This is a genomic window from Mycobacterium sp. RTGN5 (assembly GCF_033804465.1).
In the GTDB taxonomy this organism is placed as follows: domain Bacteria; phylum Actinomycetota; class Actinomycetes; order Mycobacteriales; family Mycobacteriaceae; genus Mycobacterium.
This window is the reverse complement of record NZ_JAPZLA010000001.1, coordinates 1,772,220-1,788,750: the sequence shown is the minus strand read 5'-3', so window position 1 is coordinate 1,788,750 and position 16,531 is coordinate 1,772,220. Positions and strand designations below refer to the sequence as shown.

Here is a 16,531-nt window from a genome sequence, read left to right as displayed (position 1 = left end):
CGCCTCGGTGTTCGCCATGGCATGTTCGGCATCAACGGCAGCGGTGACACCTCCGGGTACGGCCGACTGGTCCGTGAGGTCGCATTACCCGGCAGCACACCGCGGCCCTACGGCGGCTATTTCGACGAGCTCGTCGACCGGTTGGCCGAGGTGTTAGGCCCCGACGCGTTCGGCGCCGCCGTCGAACGCGTCGTCGTCTTCCGCGGCCAGCTGACCCTGGAGATCCGCCGCGAACATCTACCGGCGGTCGCCAAGGCCCTGCGCGACGACGAGCGCCTGCGGTTCGAATTGTGTTGTGGCGTATCGGGTGTGCATTACCCGCAGGAAACCGGCCGGGAATTGCATGCCTTCTACCCGTTGATGTCGATCACGCACAACCGGCGGGTGCATGTCGAGGTGACCTGCCCAGACGCCGATCGGCATGTGCCGTCGTTGTTTTCGGTGTATCCGACCGTGGACTGGCACGAGCGGGAAACCTACGACTTCTTCGGCATCGTCTTCGACGGCCATCCGGGGTTGACCCGCATCGAGATGCCCGATGACTGGGTGGGCCACCCGCAGCGCAAGGACTACCCGCTGGGCGGCGTGCCGGTCGAATACCACGGCGCCCAGATCCCCCCACCCGACGAACGCAGGTCGTATCACTGATGAGCGGCGAAGAGAACGTGATCGTCCTGGGCGGCCAGGATTGGGAAGAAATCGTCGCCGCGGCCCGCAAGGGCGAGGCAGGCGAACGGATCGTGGTGAACATGGGTCCCCAGCACCCCTCCACGCACGGAGTGTTGCGGTTGATCTTGGAGATCGAAGGCGAGACGGTTACCGAAGCCCGTTGCGGCATTGGCTATTTGCACACCGGCATCGAGAAGAACCTCGAGTACCGCACCTGGACCCAGGGCGTCACGTTTGTGACCCGGATGGACTACCTCTCACCGTTTTTCAACGAGACCGCCTACTGCCTTGGCGTGGAACAACTTCTCGACATCACCGATGACATCCCGGCCAGGGCGAGCGTGGTTCGGGTGATGTTGATGGAACTCAACCGCATCTCCAGTCATCTGGTCGCGTTGGCCACCGGTGGTATGGAGTTGGGGGCGATGACACCGATGTTCTTCGGCTTCCGCGAACGCGAACTCATCTTGAATGTCTTCGAGGCGATCACGGGTCTGCGGATGAACAACGCCTATATCCGCCCCGGCGGGCTGGCCACTGATCTCCCGGATGACGGACCTCAGCGGGTCCGCGACCTGCTCAAGATTCTGCCGGGGCGGCTGCGCGAACTCGAAGATCTGTTGACCGAGAGCTACATCTGGAAGGCCCGTACCCAAGGGGTCGGCTATCTGGATCTCACCGGTTGTATGGCGCTGGGCATCACCGGCCCGGTGCTGCGCTCCACCGGGCTGCCACACGATCTGCGCAAGTCTCAACCCTATTGCGGCTACGAGACGTATGACTTCGACGTCATCACCGACACCGGAGCCGACTGCTACGGCCGGTATCTGATCCGGATCGGCGAAATGCACCAGTCACTGCGGATTGTCACCCAGTGCCTCGATCGGCTGGAGCCGGGCCCGGTGATGATCAGCGACAAGAAGCTGGCCTGGCCCGCCGACCTGGAACTCGGCCCCGACGGACTCGGCAACTCCCCCGCCCATATCGCCAAGATCATGGGCACCTCGATGGAGGGCCTGATCCACCACTTCAAACTGGTCACCGAGGGCTTCCGGGTGCCGGCCGGCCAGGTGTACATCGCGGTGGAATCCCCGCGCGGCGAACTCGGGGTGCACATGGTTTCCGACGGCGGCACCCGGCCGTATCGGGTGCACTACCGCGACCCGAGTTTCACCAATCTGCAGGCGGTGGCCGCGATGTCGGAGGGCGCCATGGTCGCCGACGTCATCGCCGCGGTCGCCTCCATCGACCCGGTCATGGGAGGTGTCGACAGGTGAGCATCGACCTGGTGTTGGGCCCGCGGCCCGACGAACCCGGACCGCCCATCAGCGGGCCCACCAGCTATCCGGCCGAGGTGCACCAGCGATTGGCGGCGGACGCAGCAACGATCATCGCCCGCTACCCGCAGGCCCGCTCCGCGCTGCTGCCCCTGCTGCACCTGGTGCAATCCGAAGACGGGTACGTCACAGGAGCCGGAATCGCCTTCTGCGCAGGCCAACTCGGTCTCGCCGATGCCGAGGTGGCTGCCGTCGCCACCTTCTATTCGATGTACCGCCGCACCCCCACCGGCGAGTACCTGGTTGGGGTGTGCACCAACGCCCTGTGCGCCATCATGGGCGGTGACGCCATCTTGGACATTCTGGAAACCGAACTCGGTGTCCATGCCGGGGGCACCACCACCGACGGGCGCATCACCCTCGAGCACATCGAATGCAACGCGGCCTGCGACTACGCGCCCGTCATCATGGTCAATTGGGAGTTCTTCGACAACCAAACCCCCGCCACCGCACGGCAACTCGTCGATGACATCCGCGCCGGTCAAGCCCCGCACGCCACCCGCGGCACGCAAGTCTGCTCGTTCCGGGAGACCGCGCGGACACTGGCCGGGCTAGCCGGGGACGGCGAATCCGGCGGTGGCGCACCGGGTGAGGCGACACTGGCCGGCCTGCGGGTGGCACGCGAACTCGGTATGTCCGCACCTCCGGTTCCCGAAAGTGAGGGCTGATGACGCCCGCGACACCGCTGACGCCGGTGCTGAGCCGGTTCTGGGACGAGCCCGAGCCGTGGACGCTGGAAACCTATGTGCGCCATGATGGTTATCAGGCGTTGCGCACCGCGCTGAGCATGAAGCCCGACGACGTCATCGCGATGGTCAAGGAGTCCGGGCTGCGTGGGCGCGGCGGTGCCGGCTTCCCGACCGGCACCAAATGGTCGTTCATCCCCCAAGATGCGACCGGGGCCGGCGCCAAGCCGAAGTATCTGGTGGTCAACGCCGATGAATCGGAACCCGGGACGTGTAAAGACATTCCGCTGATGTTGACCACCCCACATTTCCTAGTCGAGGGCGCGATCATCGCCGCATACGCGATCCGGGCCCGCCACGCCTTCATCTATGTGCGCGGCGAGGTGGTGCCGGTGCTGCGGCGGCTGCAGGCCGCGGTAGCCGAGGCGTACGCGGCGGGCTATCTGGGCACCGATATCCAGGGCTCGGGCTTCGATCTCGATCTCATCGTGCACGCCGGGGCCGGGGCCTACATCTGTGGGGAGGAAACCGCGCTGCTGGACTCGCTGGAAGGCCGCCGCGGCCAGCCCCGGCTGCGACCGCCGTTCCCCGCCGTCGCCGGACTGTATGCCTGCCCGACGGTGGTCAACAACGTCGAGTCCATCGCCAGCGTGCCGCCGATCCTGCTGGGCGGTGTGGACTGGTTCAAGTCCATGGGTTCGGAGAAATCCCCTGGCTTCACGCTGTATTCGCTGTCGGGGCATGTCACCACCCCAGGGCAGTACGAGGCGCCGCTGGGTATCACGCTGCGCGAATTACTGGAGTACGCCGGCGGAGTCCGCGCCGGTCACGAACTGAAGTTCTGGACTCCCGGCGGGTCGTCGACCCCATTGTTGACGGCCGAGCACCTCGACGTGCCGTTGGATTACGAAGGCATGGCCTCGGTCGGGTCGATGCTGGGCACCAAGGCGTTGCAGATCTTCGACGAAACCACCTGCGTGGTGCGCGCCGTGCGGCGCTGGACCGAGTTCTACGCTCACGAGTCGTGTGGCAAGTGCACTCCTTGTCGCGAAGGGACGTACTGGCTCAGCCAGATCTACGAACGGCTCGAGACCGGGCGCGGCACCGAGGACGACATCGGCAAGCTGCTCGACATCTCCGACACCATCTTCGGAAAGTCGTTCTGCGCGTTGGGCGATGGCGCGGCCTCGCCGATCATCTCGTCGATCAAATATTTCCGTGCCGAGTACGAGGCTCACCTGAACGGCAGTTGCCCGTTCGACCCGTATGCCTCGATGCTGGCCGCACCGGAAGGGGTGGGAGCCTGATGACGACCGCGGAGGACAAGACCGAGAGCAAGGCCGTCGTCGAGATGGTCAGCCTGACCATCGACGATCACCAGCTCAGTGTTCCCAAGGGCACCTTGGTGATTCGGGCCGCCGAGCTGATCGGCGTGCAGATCCCGCGGTTCTGCGATCATCCACTGCTGGAGCCCGTAGGCGCGTGCCGGCAATGCCTGGTCGAGGTCGAGGGCCAGCGCAAGCCGATGGCGTCGTGCACGATCACCTGCACGCCGGACATGGTGGTGCGTACCCAGTACACCTCGGAAGCGGCCGACAAAGCCCAGCACGGAGTGATGGAACTGCTGCTGATCAACCACCCGCTGGATTGCCCGGTGTGCGACAAGGGCGGGGAATGCCCGCTGCAGAACCAGGCGATGTCCAACGGCAGGGTCGAGACGCGCTTCACCGACATCAAACGCACTTTCCCCAAACCGATCAACCTGTCCACCGAGGTCCTGCTGGACCGGGAGCGCTGCGTGTTGTGTGCCCGCTGCACAAGGTTTTCCGAGCAGATCGCCGGAGATCCGTTCATCTCGCTGCTGGAGCGCGGGGCACAGCAGCAGGTGGGCATCGCCCCGGGTGAGCCGTTCGACTCCTACTTCAGCGGCAATACCGTGCAGATCTGCCCGGTCGGGGCATTGACCGGTGCTGCGTATCGCTTTCGGGCCCGCCCGTTCGATCTGGTGTCCAGCCCCAGCGTGTGCGAGCACTGCGCGTCGGGGTGCGCTCAGCGCACCGATCACCGCCGCGGCGTGGTGTTGCGCCGGCTGGCCGGCGACGACCCGGAAGTCAACGAGGAGTGGAACTGCGACAAGGGCCGCTGGGCGTTCACCTACACCCGCGTCGGCGATCGACTCACCACTCCGCTGGTGCGCGACGAGAACGGCGCGCTGCGCCCGGCGTCCTGGTCGGAGGCTGTCGCGGTGGCTGCCGCCGGCCTGAGATCGGCTCGGACCGGCGTGTTGGTGGGCGGGCGGGCTGGGGTCGAGGATGCCTACGCCTACGCCAAGTTCGCCCGAATCGTATTGGGCACCAACGATATCGACTTCCGTTCTCGAGCGCACTCGGTGGAAGAGCAGGAGTTCCTGGCCGCTTCGGTCGCTGGCCGCCGCGACGTGAGCTACGCCGATCTGCAGGCTGCCCCGGTGGTGGTACTGGTCGGGTTTGAGCCCGAGGACGAGTCGCCGATCGTGTTCCTCCGGCTGCGCAAGGCGGTCCGCAAGCACGGCCTGCGGGTGGTGACGATCGCACCGTTCGCCTCGCCGGGGTCCACCAAGCTGACCGCCCGGGTGATACTGACCGAACCCGGCCAGGAGGCGTCGGCCCTCGACGGGTTGGCCGACGAACTGCCATCTTCAGCGATCATCCTGGCAGGGGAACGACTGGCGACCAGCCGCGGTGCACTGTCTGCGGCAGCGCAGCTGGCGGAGCGCAGTGGTGCGCGGCTGGCCTGGATTCCGCGTCGGGCCGGTGATCGCGGCGCCCTGGATACCGGTTGCCTACCCAACCTGCTCCCTGGCGCACGCCCCGTCACTGATGCTGTTGCCCGCCAACAGCTCACGACCGCATGGCATGTCGACGACCTTCCCGCGGAGCCAGGACGCGATGCCACCGCGATCCTGGCCGCCGCCGCCGATGGTGAGCTCGACGCACTGCTCATCGGCGGGGTGGACCCGACCGACCTGCCCGAGCCGCACGCCACCTTGGCGGCCATCGAGTCGACCGGCTTCGTCGTGAGCCTCGAACTGCGGGAATCCACCGTGACGGCCCTGGCCGACGTGGTGTTTCCCATCGCACCCGTCGTCGAGAAGGCCGGTTCATTCCTGAACTGGGAAGGCCGGATTCGCCCCTTCGAACCCGCGCTGCCGGCCAACTCGTTTCCCGACCTGCGGGTGCTGCAGATCCTGGCTGACGAACTCGGCGTGGACCTGGGATTCCGCACTGCCGAGGCCGCCCGCGCCGAGCTCGCGACGCTGGGATTGTGGGACGGCGATCGCCCCGCTCCCCCGTCCGTCGCGGCGAAGGAGCTACCGCGGTTGGAACGTGGCGAGGCGGTGCTGGCGGGGTGGCGGTTGTTGTTGGATGCCGGGCGATTACAGGACGGCGAGCCGTTCCTGGCGGGCACGGCGCACCCAACTGTGGTGCGGTTGTCGGCGGCGACCGCGGCCGGAATCGGGGCGGCCGACGGGGATGTGGTCACCGCGTCGACCGGTCGTGGCGCGATCAGCCTGCCGCTGATGATCACCGAGATGCCCGACGGCGTGGTGTGGTTGCCGCTGAACTCACCCGGTAGCGCGGTGCACGAGCAACTCGGTGTCACCGTCGGTGCCGTGGTGTGCATCGAGCGGGAGGGGACCGCATGAGTTACCCGGATATGACTGTGTTCGGCCAGGATCCGTGGTGGCTGATCGTGGTCAAGGCGGTCGCGGTCTTCGCCTTCCTGTTGTTGACCGTGTTGGTGGCGATCCTGCTGGAGCGCAAGATCCTGGGCCGCATGCAAATGCGGTACGGGCCCAACCGGGTCGGGCCGTGGGGCATCCTGCAATCCCTGGCCGACGGCATCAAACTCGCACTCAAAGAGGGGCTGACGCCGGCCGGGGTGGACAAACCCATCTACTTGATGGCCCCGGTCATTTCGGTGATCCCGGCGATCCTGGCCTTCGCGGTGATCCCCCTTGGTCCGGTGGTGTCGGTCTTCGGGCACCGGACGCCGTTGCAGCTCACCGATTTACCGGTCGCGGTGCTCTACATTTTGGCCGTCACCTCGATCGGGGTGTACGGCATCGTCCTGGCGGGCTGGTCGTCTGGCTCCACCTACCCCTTGTTGGGCGGCTTGCGCTCGAGCGCTCAGGTGATCTCCTACGAGATCGCGATGGCGCTGTCATTCGCTGCGGTCTTCCTCTACGCGGGCACCATGTCCACGTCGGGGATCGTCGCCGCCCAGGAACACACCTGGTACGTCTTCCTGCTGCTGCCGTCGTTCGCGGTGTACTTGACGTCGATGGTCGGCGAGACCAACCGGGCCCCGTTCGATCTGCCCGAAGCCGAAGGCGAACTGGTGGGCGGGTTTCACACCGAGTACTCCTCGCTGAAGTTCGCGATGTTCATGCTCGCCGAGTACGTGAACATGACCACCGTCTCCGCCCTGGCCACCACCTTGTTCCTGGGCGGCTGGCATGCCCCGTGGCCGATCAGCCTCATCGATGGCGCCAACACCGGGTGGTGGCCGCTGATCTGGTTCGTGGCCAAGGTGTGGACGTTCCTATTCATCTTCATGTGGCTGCGCGCCACTCTTCCGCGGCTGCGCTACGACCAGTTCATGGCGCTGGGTTGGAAACTGCTGATCCCGATCTCGCTGGTCTGGATCATGATCGTGGCCGTCCTGCGCAGCATCGGCCACGTCGGCATCATCGAAAACCTCATCGCGGCCGCTGCACTGCTGCTCGTCCTGCTGGCGGCGAACTCCCTGCGGCAGAAGATCATCCAACGCAAGACCGTGCCACCACCGCCGCCGGCGGACGCCCGGGCGTTCCCGATCCCGCCGCTGCCCGACACGGCGGCGCCACGCAAGGAGAAAGCAGATGCCTAAATTCCTCGATGCGGTCAAGGGTTTCGGCGTGACGTTTTCGACGATGTTCAAACATCCCATCACCGAGGAGTATCCGGAGAAACCCGGTCCGGTCGCACCGCGCTATCACGGGCGCCACCAGCTCAACCGCTATCCCGACGGGCTGGAGAAGTGCATCGGCTGCGAACTGTGCGCCTGGGCGTGTCCCGCTGACGCCATCTACGTCGAGGGCGCCGACAACACCGAGGACGAACGCTTCTCCCCGGGCGAACGCTACGGGCAGGTCTACCAGATCAATTACCTGCGCTGCATCGGCTGCGGACTGTGCATCGAGGCCTGCCCCACCCGCGCACTGACCATGACCAACGTCTACGAAATGGCCGACGACAACCGCTCCGACCTGATCTACGGCAAGGACAAGCTGCTGGCACCCATGCAACCCGGCATGCAACCAGCACCACACCCGATGGCACCCGGGGCCACCGACGAGGACTATTACCTGGGGCGGATCGTCGGAGTGGAGTTGGGGATTGAGCCCGTCGGCAAGGGGGTGGCCGGGTGACCATGACCCTGCTGGCAGCCGAAACCCTCACCCGGACATCCACAACCGAGGCGGTGGTGTTCTGGATCCTCGCCGCGATCGCGGTCGCGGGTGCCATCGGCGTCGTCGCCGCCCCCAAGGCGGTCTACTCGGCGATCTTTCTCGCCACGACGATGATCGCGCTCGCGATGGTCTACGTTGCACAGGACGCGCTGTTCCTCGGGGTCGTGCAGGTGGTCGTCTACACCGGTGCGGTGATGATGCTGTTCTTGTTCGTGCTGATGCTCATCGGTGTCGACTCCTCAGAATCGCTGGTGGAAACCATTCGGGGCCAACGCATCGCGGCCATCCTGGCCGGCCTGGGCTTCGGGATCCTGCTGATCGCCGGAATCGGCACCGTGACCACCACGGGATTCGTCGGCCTGACTGAGGCGAATGTGGGCGGCAACGTGCAGGGCCTCGCGATGTTGATCTTCACCCGGGATCTGTGGGCGTTCGAGTTGACCAGTGCGCTGCTGATCACCGCGGCCTTGGGGGCAATGGTGCTGGCGCATCGAGAGCGCTTCGAGCATCGAAAGACCCAGCGCGAGTTGGTCATCGAACGCTTCCAGACTGGCGCCCGCGCCACCCCGCTGCCCAGCCCGGGGGTGTTCGCCCGGCACAACGCCGTGAACACCTTCGCCCGCCTGCCCGACGGCTCAGACGAGGAATCGTCGGTGAGCACGATCCTTCAGCACGACAACGGGGACGGGCAGCGATGAACCCGGACAATTACCTGTACCTGTCGGCGTTGTTGTTCACGATCGGCGCCTCGGGGGTGTTGTTGCGGCGCAACGCGATCGTGATGTTCATGTGCGTGGAGTTGATGCTCAATGCCGCGAATCTGGCGTTTGTGACGTTCTCCCGCATGCACGGCCATCTGGACGGTCAGGTGGTGGCGTTCTTCACCATGGTGGTGGCCGCCTGCGAGGTGGTCGTCGGACTGGCGATCATCATGACGATCTTCCGCACCCGACGTAGCGCCAACGTCGACGACGCCCACCTGCTGCGGCACTGATGCCCACACTGGTGTGGTTGACCATCGCGCTGCCCCTGGCCGGGGCGGTGATCCTGCTGCTGGGCGGCAAGGCCACCAACGCGTGGGGGCATCTCCTGGGCTGTGCCACCGTGATCGGCGCGTTCGCCTGCGGGGCAGTGTTGTTCACCCACTTGCTCGGACTGCCGGGTGAGGACCGGGTGGTCCACGAGGTGCTGTTCTCCTGGGTGCCGGTCGGCGTCCTGCGGGTGGACTTCGGACTGCAACTCGATGCTTTGTCGATGTGTTTCGTGCTGTTGATCAGCGGGGTGGGCGCGCTCATCCACATCTACTCGATCGGCTACATGAAGGACGACCCCGGCCGGCGACGCTTCTTTGCGTACCTCAACCTGTTCGTCGCCGCGATGCTGCTGCTGGTGCTGGCCGACAACTACCTGGGTCTCTACATGGGCTGGGAGGGCGTGGGACTCGCGTCGTACCTGTTGATCGGATTCTGGTCGCATAAACCGTCGGCGGCCACCGCGGCCAAGAAAGCCTTCGTGGTCAACCGCGTCGGCGACATGGGGCTGGCCATCGCGTTGATGGTGCTCTTCGCCAGCCTCGGCTCGGTCACGTTCGACACCGTGTTCGCCTCGGTGCCGGCCATGAGCCAGGGCGCACTGACCGCCGTCGGCTTGCTGCTACTCCTCGGGGCCTGCGGCAAGAGCGCGCAGGTGCCGCTGCAGTCGTGGCTCGGCGACGCCATGGAAGGCCCGACCCCGGTGTCCGCGCTGATCCACGCCGCCACCATGGTCACCGCTGGCGTCTACCTCATCGTCCGCTCGGGCCCGATCTTCAACGCGGCACCGGGTGCTCAGACCGCCGTCGTCACCGTCGGCGCCGTCACCCTGTTGTTCGGCGCGATCATCGGCTGCGCGAAGGACGACATCAAGAAAGCACTCGCCGCATCGACGATGTCCCAGATCGGCTACATGGTGCTGGCCGCCGGGCTCGGGCCGGCCGGCTACGCGGTGGCGATCATGCACCTGCTCACCCACGGCTTCTTCAAAGCCGGCCTGTTCCTCGGCGCCGGCTCCGTCATGCACGCCATGGACGAGGAAACCGACATGCGCCGCTTCGGCGGCCTGCGGACCCTGCTGCCCATCACCTTCGTCACCTTCGGGCTCGGCTATCTCGCGATCATCGGCGTGCCGCCGTTCGCCGGATACTTCTCCAAGGACGCCATCATCGAAGCTGCCTTCAACAGCGGCGGATTCAAGGGCTTTGTACTGGGCGGCGCCGCGCTGCTAGGCGCGGGAATCACCGCCTTCTACATGACCCGCGTCATGCTGCTGACGTTCTTCGGGCAGAAGCGCTGGAAGCCGAATACACATCCGCACGAATCACCTGCCACGATGACCGCGCCGATGATCGTGTTAGCGGTCGGCTCTATCGGCGCCGGCGCCCTTCTGGCCCTGGGCAATACACTGCAGCATTGGCTCGAGCCGGTCGTCGGCAGCCACGAGGCCGAACATCTGATCCCGGCCTGGATCATCACCGTCACCGCACTGGGTGTCGTCGCCATCGGCATCGCGGTGGCCTACCGGCAGTACGCGATGCACAAGGTTCCCCAGACCGCCCCGCTCGACGTCTCCGCGCTGACCGTCGCGGCGCGCAACGACCTCTACGGTGATGCGTTCAACGAGGTGGCGTTCATGCGCAGCGGCCAGGAGCTGACGAAAGGCTTTGTGGTCGTGGATGAGAAGGGCGTTGACGGCGTGACGCAGGGGCTTGCCTACACGGTCGGCCGGATTTCGGAGCGGCTGGGCCAGCTGCAGACCGGGTTCGCCCGCTCCTATGCGCTGTCCATGCTGGCCGGTACGGCACTGGTGATCGCCGCAGTCCTGTTCACGGCGTGGAGGTGAGCGCCATGACGAACGTCCCCTGGCTGACCGTGCTGTGGGCCATCCCCGTTGTCGGCGCGGCCGTGATCATCGTGCTCCCCGCCTCATTGCGACAGTTCGCGAAATACGCCGGCGTGGCCGTCTCACTGGCGGTGCTGGCGCTGTCGCTTCTGCTCGCCGTGCGGTTCGACCCGGCAGGCGGTCAGTTCCAATTCGTCGAGAACCATCCGTGGATACCGTCATTCGGCACCGGCTACATCCTCGGCCTCGACGGCATCGCGCTGGCGCTGGTGGTGCTCACCGCGGTGCTGATGCCGCTGCTGCTGATTGCCGGCTGGAACGACGCCGACGACCGGCCCGGATTGTCCGGGCGGACAGCGCACAGTTACATCGCGCTGATGCTGGCCGTCGAGGGCATGGTGATGATGTCTCTGGTCGCCCTGGACATCCTGCTGTTCTACGTGTTCTTCGAAGCCATGCTGATCCCGATGTACTTCCTGATCGGTGGGTTCGGCGGCGAAAACCGCTCCAAGGCCGCCGTGAAGTTCCTGCTGTACAACCTGTTCGGCGGGCTGATCATGCTCGCCGCGGTCATCGGGCTCTACGTGGTCACCTCCGCCAGCAAGGCGTTCGATGCCGGCACGTTCGATTTCCGCGCCATCGCCGACGCCGTCGCCACCGGAAAATTCACCATGAGTCCGGGCATCTCCAACGCGCTGTTCCTCGGGTTCATGTTCGCGTTCGCGGTGAAAGCCCCACTGTGGCCGTTCCATCGGTGGCTGCCGGATGCCGCGGTGCAGGCCACGCCGGCGTCGGCGGTGTTGATGATGGCGGTGATGGACAAGGTCGGCACGTTCGGGATGCTGCGGTACTGCCTGCCGCTGTTCCCCGATTCGGCAACCCTGTTCCGGCCGGTGATCATCGCCCTTGCCGTCATCGGGATCGTCTACGGCGCCATCCTGGCCATCGGCCAGACCGACGTCATGCGGCTGATCGCCTACACCTCGATCAGCCACTTCGGCTTCATCATTCTGGGCATCTTCGTGATGACCAGCCAGGGCCAGGCGGGATCCACCCTGTACATGGTCAACCACGGCATCTCCACGGCCGCACTGTTCTTGATCGCCGGGTTCCTGGTGAGCCGCCGCGGCAGCCGGCTCATCGCCGATTACGGCGGGATCCAGAAAGTCGCACCCGTCCTGGCGGGCACCTTCCTGGTGGCCGGACTGGCGACGTTGTCGCTTCCCGGTCTGGCGCCGTTCATCAGTGAATTCCTGGTTCTGATCGGCACATTCACCCGCTACCCGGCCTTCGCCGTGATCGCGTCCGCCGCACTGGTGCTGTCGGCGGTCTACATCCTGTGGCTCTATCAGCGGATGATGACCGGATCGGTCACGGACGGCAACGAGAAGGTTCGGGATCTGCGGCCGCGGGAGCTGCTCGTGGTGGCACCGTTGATCGCGCTGCTGATCGGACTTGGGGTGTATCCCAAGATTGCCCTGGACGTCATCAACCCCGCGGTGACCGCGACCCTCACGTCGATTCACCAACCCGACCCGACACCCACCGTGGCAGAGGGGACCCATCCATGACCCCGCCCAGCGTCGAATATTGCCAGCTCTCACCGATGTTGATCGTTCTCGGAGTGGCCGTCGCCGGGGTGCTCGTCGAGGCCTTCGCGCCCCGTAAGAGCCGCTATCCCACCCAGGTCGCCCTCAGCGTGGGCGGCCTGGTGGCGGCCTTCGTCGCCGTGGTGCTGCTGGCTCGCGACCTGCGAGGCGGGGTCGGCCAGGCGGTCGTGGTCGGTGCCGTTGCCGTCGATGCGCCCGCGTTGTTCCTGCAGGGCACCATCCTGCTGATCGGCGTGCTAGGCGTCCTGCTGATCGCGGAACGACGAGTTCCTCACGAATTCGAGGACAGCGCAGCGGGGTTGGATGCGTTCACGCCCGACGCATCGACGGTGCCGGGCAGCATCGCGGAGAAGATCGCGACCAAGGCCGCACTGGTGCAGACCGAGGTGTTCCCGCTGACCATGTTCGCCGTCGGCGGCATGATGCTCTTCCCTGCCGCCAACGACCTGCTGACGATGTTCATCGCGCTGGAGGTGTTCTCGCTGCCGCTGTATCTGATGTGCGGGCTGGCCCGCCGCCGGCGGCTGCTGTCGCAGGAATCCGCCCTGAAATACTTTCTCCTCGGGGCCTTCTCGTCGGCGTTCTTCCTCTATGGCATCGCGCTGCTGTACGGCTATGCCGGCACGCTGAGCCTGACGGGGATCGCGCACGCCATCGACGCCCGCAGCGACAACACCACGCTGGCTCTCATCGGTGCTTCGCTGGTCGCCGTCGGTCTGCTGTTCAAGGTCGGCGCTGTCCCCTTCCACTCTTGGATCCCGGACGTCTACCAAGGCGCACCGACCCCCATCACCGCCTTCATGGCCGCCGCCACCAAGGTCGCCGCCTTCGGCGCCATGCTGCGCATCTTCTACGTCGCGCTGCCCGGCCTCAGCCACGACTGGCGACCGATGCTGTGGGCGGTAGCCATCCTGACCATGGCCGTCGGCACCGTCACCGCGGTAACCCAGACCGACATCAAGCGGATGCTCGCGTATTCGGCTGTCGCACATGCCGGTTTCATCCTGACCGGGGTGATCGCCGCCAACCCCGCCGGATTGTCGGCCACGCTGTTCTATCTGTTCGCCTACGGATTCTCCACCCTGGGCGCCTTCGCGGTGGTCAGCGTGGTCCGCGACGCCAACGGCGTCGAGGAGACCGACATGGCCCGCTGGGCTGGGTTGGGTCGGCGCTATCCCCTTGTCGGCGTGGTGTTCTCGCTGTTCCTGCTCGCCTTCGCCGGCATCCCGCTCACCAGTGGATTCGTCAGCAAGTTCGCGGTGTTCAAAGCCGCCGGGCAAGGTGGCGCCATCCCGTTGGTGGTAGTGGGTGTCATCGCGTCGGCGATCGCCGCCTACTTCTATGTGCGGGTGATCGTGCTGATGTTCTTCACCGATCCGCCCGAGGACGCTCCGGAGGTCGTCACGCCCAGCGCGCTGAGCGTCGCGACGATCACGCTGACCGCGGCCATCACGTTCGCGCTCGGCGCACTACCCCAGCCGCTGCTCGACCTCGTCGACCATGCGGCTAGATTCCTGACCTGATGATTCTTCTCAGCGATGACCACGGCGCCGTCCGGGTCTTGACGATGAACCGGCCCGAGGTGCGCAACGCGTTGAGCACCGAGCTGTTCGAGGCGCTGTACGCCGCCCTTAGCGAGGCCGACGCCGACGACTCGGTTCGCGCCGTGGTGCTCACCGGCACAGATCCGGCATTCTGCGCGGGTGTCGATCTCAAGCAGGCGCAGAGCCTGGGGATGGACTACTTCGGCCGGTTCGACAAGATGAACTGTATGAACGCCATCGTCGAGCTGCACAAGCCCGTCGTCGGCGCGGTGAACGGCGCGACGTTCACCGGCGGATTGGAGATCGCGCTGGCGTGTGACTTCCTGATCGCCTCGGAGCGAGCGTTTTTCGCCGATACCCACGCCCGCGTCGGGATTCTTCCCGGTGGCGGGATGACGGCGCGGTTGCCGCGACTGGTCGGTTCCGGGATGGCCCGGCGGCTGTCGATGACCGGTGAGGTGGTCGACGCGCAGCGCGCCGAACGTATCGGACTGGTCACCGAAGTGGTTGCCCACGAACAGCTTCTGCCCCGGGCGCTCGAACTCGCAAGCCAGATTGCCGAGGTGCCGGCACCGACCATGGCAGGCCTCAAGGAGATCTATCGCACCGGAACCGCGGCGGTCACCGGGCCGGCGCTCAAGGCCGAACGCGCGGTGGCCGGCGCGGCGTCGGTGGACACCGGACAGCTCGCTGCTCGCCAGCGCGAGGTCGCCGAGCGCAACAAGCGATTTCGGCGCGCAAACCGCCGCTAGGCGAACGAAAGCGCGCCGAAATCGCCAACCTTAGCCCAGTGCGGACGTCGTGTTCGTGAACGGCGCGAAGCTGCCGTCGAGCACCTCGAGGTGGCCGATGGTGCGGCCCGTCACGACATTGGCGTCGACCAGCGCGAGTTCGACTGCCGCGCGGGCGAATTCGTCCTCCGGGGACACGCTGGCGAACTCATTGCGGTAGTACGAAAGGCCCGGAGTCGGGATCGGCCGCGACGGCGACAGCGCGTTGACCGCGATGTTGTGCCGTTGCAGATCGTAGGCCGCACACCAGGTCAGGTGCTCCAGCGCCGCCTTGGATCCGCCGTAGCCGGGCAGCACACCGCCGGCGAAGTTCTCATACGGCCCGTCGCCTGGCACCCGGGAGGCCACCGACGTCACGTTGATGATCGAGCCGGCGCCCGCCTCGAGCATGTCGGGGCAGACCAGCTGGATGAGCTCGTAGGAGGCGAATACACCGATCTCGAAATGCCGGCGATAGGCGTTCGGCGGGATCGCCAGGAAGCCGGGCCAGTCGGCTTTGGCCGCGCCCGGCGCCCCTTTGGGCTTGGGCTGTTTCGGTGCGGCATCCGGCTTGGGCGGGCGGCCCGGCGCGGTGAACGCGGCATTGTTGACCAGGATCGTCACGGGACCCAGTGCCGCACGGGCTTCGGCGACCAGCCGGGGCAGGTCGTCGCGCTCGAGCAGGTCAGCCGCAATGGCGACGGCCCGACCGCCGGCAGCCTCGATGGCGGCGACGGTCTCGCCGATGGTGCCGGGCAGCCGTTCGTCCCACTGTTGTTCGGTTCGGGCCACCACTGCCACCGCGGCGCCCTCGGCGGCCAGGGCCAGCGCCGTCGCGCGGCCGAGTCCACGGCTGGCGCCGGTCACGATGGCGGTGCGGCCGGCCAGTCTTGCAGTCATCGCATTCCTCCGGTCAGAGCGCTACCCCGTGGACGAGGATCGCCGCGGTCTGGTCAACCCAGTTCGCGTCGAGAACGTCCTCGGGGCGCAGTAACAACCGCATCATCGTCGCACCACCGATCAGTTCGATGAGGCGTTCCGGGTCGACGTCGGCGTGAACTTCATGGCAGTGCACCGCTTCCACCAGACGATCCCGCACTGCGGCGAACACCGCGGTGAACCGGGCCATCACCCGGGCGTTCAGTTCGGCGTCGGCGCTCATGTCGGCGATCAGACCGGGCAGCGCCGCGCGCACCACCGGGCTGGTGAAGACGTCGCGGGTGGCGGCGAGCATGGCGCGCACATCGGCGGCGATATCGCCCGCAGGGGTCGCCAGTGCGGTGGGCGCGGTCGGGAACGCGGCTTCGTGAACCAGCTCGGCCTTACTGGACCAGCGGCGGTACAGGGCCGTCTTGGTCGTGCCCGCCCGCTCGGCGACCGCCGCCAAAGTCAGATTCGGATAACCGATTTCGACAAGCAGCTCCGCCGTAGCACGCAATATGGCAGCGTCGATACGCGGATCGCGGGGCCGCCCTGGGACCGCGGCCTTGTCAAGCGAAGACGGGTCTGCTTTCATAACGCTACCCACCGTATCGTAATAGGGT

The 16,531-nt window shown here is 66.2% G+C and carries 15 protein-coding genes; 13 read left to right on the top strand and 2 right to left on the bottom strand.

Annotated elements, in window-relative coordinates; all coding sequences use genetic code 11:
- Positions 1 to 21: 21 nt before the first annotated feature.
- Genes SLQ31_RS08730 through SLQ31_RS08670 form a run of 13 tightly spaced genes read left to right on the top strand, consistent with a single transcriptional unit; the run spans position 22 to position 14,969 of the window.
- The gene (locus SLQ31_RS08730) at positions 22 to 648 is read left to right on the top strand and encodes an NADH-quinone oxidoreductase subunit C (protein ID WP_319432963.1); all 627 of its coding nucleotides are present in this window, start codon (positions 22 to 24) and stop codon (positions 646 to 648) included.
- Positions 648 to 1,946: an NADH dehydrogenase (quinone) subunit D gene (nuoD, locus tag SLQ31_RS08725; protein ID WP_319431485.1), complete on the top strand. Its 1,299-nt coding sequence runs from the start codon at positions 648 to 650 to the stop codon at positions 1,944 to 1,946. The genes SLQ31_RS08730 and nuoD overlap by 1 nt, the downstream gene beginning before the upstream one ends.
- Positions 1,943 to 2,674: an NADH-quinone oxidoreductase subunit NuoE gene (gene nuoE / locus SLQ31_RS08720; RefSeq protein ID WP_319431483.1), complete on the top strand. Its 732-nt coding sequence runs from the start codon at positions 1,943 to 1,945 to the stop codon at positions 2,672 to 2,674. The genes nuoD and nuoE overlap by 4 nt, the downstream gene beginning before the upstream one ends.
- A complete protein-coding gene (nuoF, locus tag SLQ31_RS08715; protein ID WP_319432962.1) occupies positions 2,671 to 3,999 on the top strand; it encodes an NADH-quinone oxidoreductase subunit NuoF in 1,329 nt (442 codons plus the stop codon). Before nuoE ends, nuoF begins: the two co-directional genes overlap by 4 nt.
- On the top strand, positions 3,999 to 6,377 hold the full coding sequence (locus SLQ31_RS08710; RefSeq protein WP_319431481.1) for an NADH-quinone oxidoreductase subunit G: 2,379 nt from the start codon (positions 3,999 to 4,001) through the stop codon (positions 6,375 to 6,377). Before nuoF ends, SLQ31_RS08710 begins: the two co-directional genes overlap by 1 nt.
- On the top strand, positions 6,374 to 7,603 hold the full coding sequence (gene nuoH, locus SLQ31_RS08705) for an NADH-quinone oxidoreductase subunit NuoH (RefSeq protein ID WP_319431479.1): 1,230 nt from the start codon (positions 6,374 to 6,376) through the stop codon (positions 7,601 to 7,603). The genes SLQ31_RS08710 and nuoH overlap by 4 nt, the downstream gene beginning before the upstream one ends.
- A complete protein-coding gene (nuoI, locus tag SLQ31_RS08700; RefSeq protein WP_413641576.1) occupies positions 7,596 to 8,144 on the top strand; it encodes an NADH-quinone oxidoreductase subunit NuoI in 549 nt (182 codons plus the stop codon). The genes nuoH and nuoI overlap by 8 nt, the downstream gene beginning before the upstream one ends.
- 2 nt (positions 8,145 to 8,146) lie before the next feature.
- A complete protein-coding gene (locus SLQ31_RS08695; protein WP_319432961.1) occupies positions 8,147 to 8,884 on the top strand; it encodes an NADH-quinone oxidoreductase subunit J in 738 nt (245 codons plus the stop codon).
- Positions 8,881 to 9,180, top strand: coding sequence for an NADH-quinone oxidoreductase subunit NuoK (nuoK, locus tag SLQ31_RS08690; protein ID WP_132166064.1), 300 nt, complete (start codon positions 8,881 to 8,883; stop codon positions 9,178 to 9,180). Before SLQ31_RS08695 ends, nuoK begins: the two co-directional genes overlap by 4 nt.
- Positions 9,180 to 11,063 (top strand): NADH-quinone oxidoreductase subunit L, encoded by a 1,884-nt coding sequence (nuoL, locus tag SLQ31_RS08685; RefSeq protein ID WP_319431476.1) that lies wholly within the window; start codon positions 9,180 to 9,182, stop codon positions 11,061 to 11,063. The genes nuoK and nuoL overlap by 1 nt, the downstream gene beginning before the upstream one ends.
- 5 nt (positions 11,064 to 11,068) lie before the next feature.
- Positions 11,069 to 12,634, top strand: coding sequence for an NADH-quinone oxidoreductase subunit M (locus SLQ31_RS08680; protein ID WP_319431475.1), 1,566 nt, complete (start codon positions 11,069 to 11,071; stop codon positions 12,632 to 12,634).
- Positions 12,631 to 14,196 carry an NADH-quinone oxidoreductase subunit NuoN gene (nuoN, locus tag SLQ31_RS08675; protein ID WP_319431473.1) on the top strand — a complete coding sequence of 522 codons (1,566 nt, stop codon included), beginning with the start codon at positions 12,631 to 12,633 and terminating at the stop codon, positions 14,194 to 14,196. Before SLQ31_RS08680 ends, nuoN begins: the two co-directional genes overlap by 4 nt.
- On the top strand, positions 14,196 to 14,969 hold the full coding sequence (locus SLQ31_RS08670; protein WP_319431472.1) for an enoyl-CoA hydratase: 774 nt from the start codon (positions 14,196 to 14,198) through the stop codon (positions 14,967 to 14,969). Before nuoN ends, SLQ31_RS08670 begins: the two co-directional genes overlap by 1 nt.
- A gap of 30 nt (positions 14,970 to 14,999) precedes the next feature.
- Here SLQ31_RS08670 and SLQ31_RS08665 read toward each other — a convergent pair whose 3' ends face one another.
- A complete protein-coding gene (locus tag SLQ31_RS08665; RefSeq protein WP_319431471.1) occupies positions 15,000 to 15,887 on the bottom strand; it encodes an SDR family NAD(P)-dependent oxidoreductase in 888 nt (295 codons plus the stop codon).
- Positions 15,888 to 15,900: 13 nt separating this feature from the next.
- Positions 15,901 to 16,503: a TetR/AcrR family transcriptional regulator gene (locus tag SLQ31_RS08660; RefSeq protein WP_319431469.1), complete on the bottom strand. Its 603-nt coding sequence runs from the start codon at positions 16,501 to 16,503 to the stop codon at positions 15,901 to 15,903.
- Positions 16,504 to 16,531: the final 28 nt, after the last annotated feature.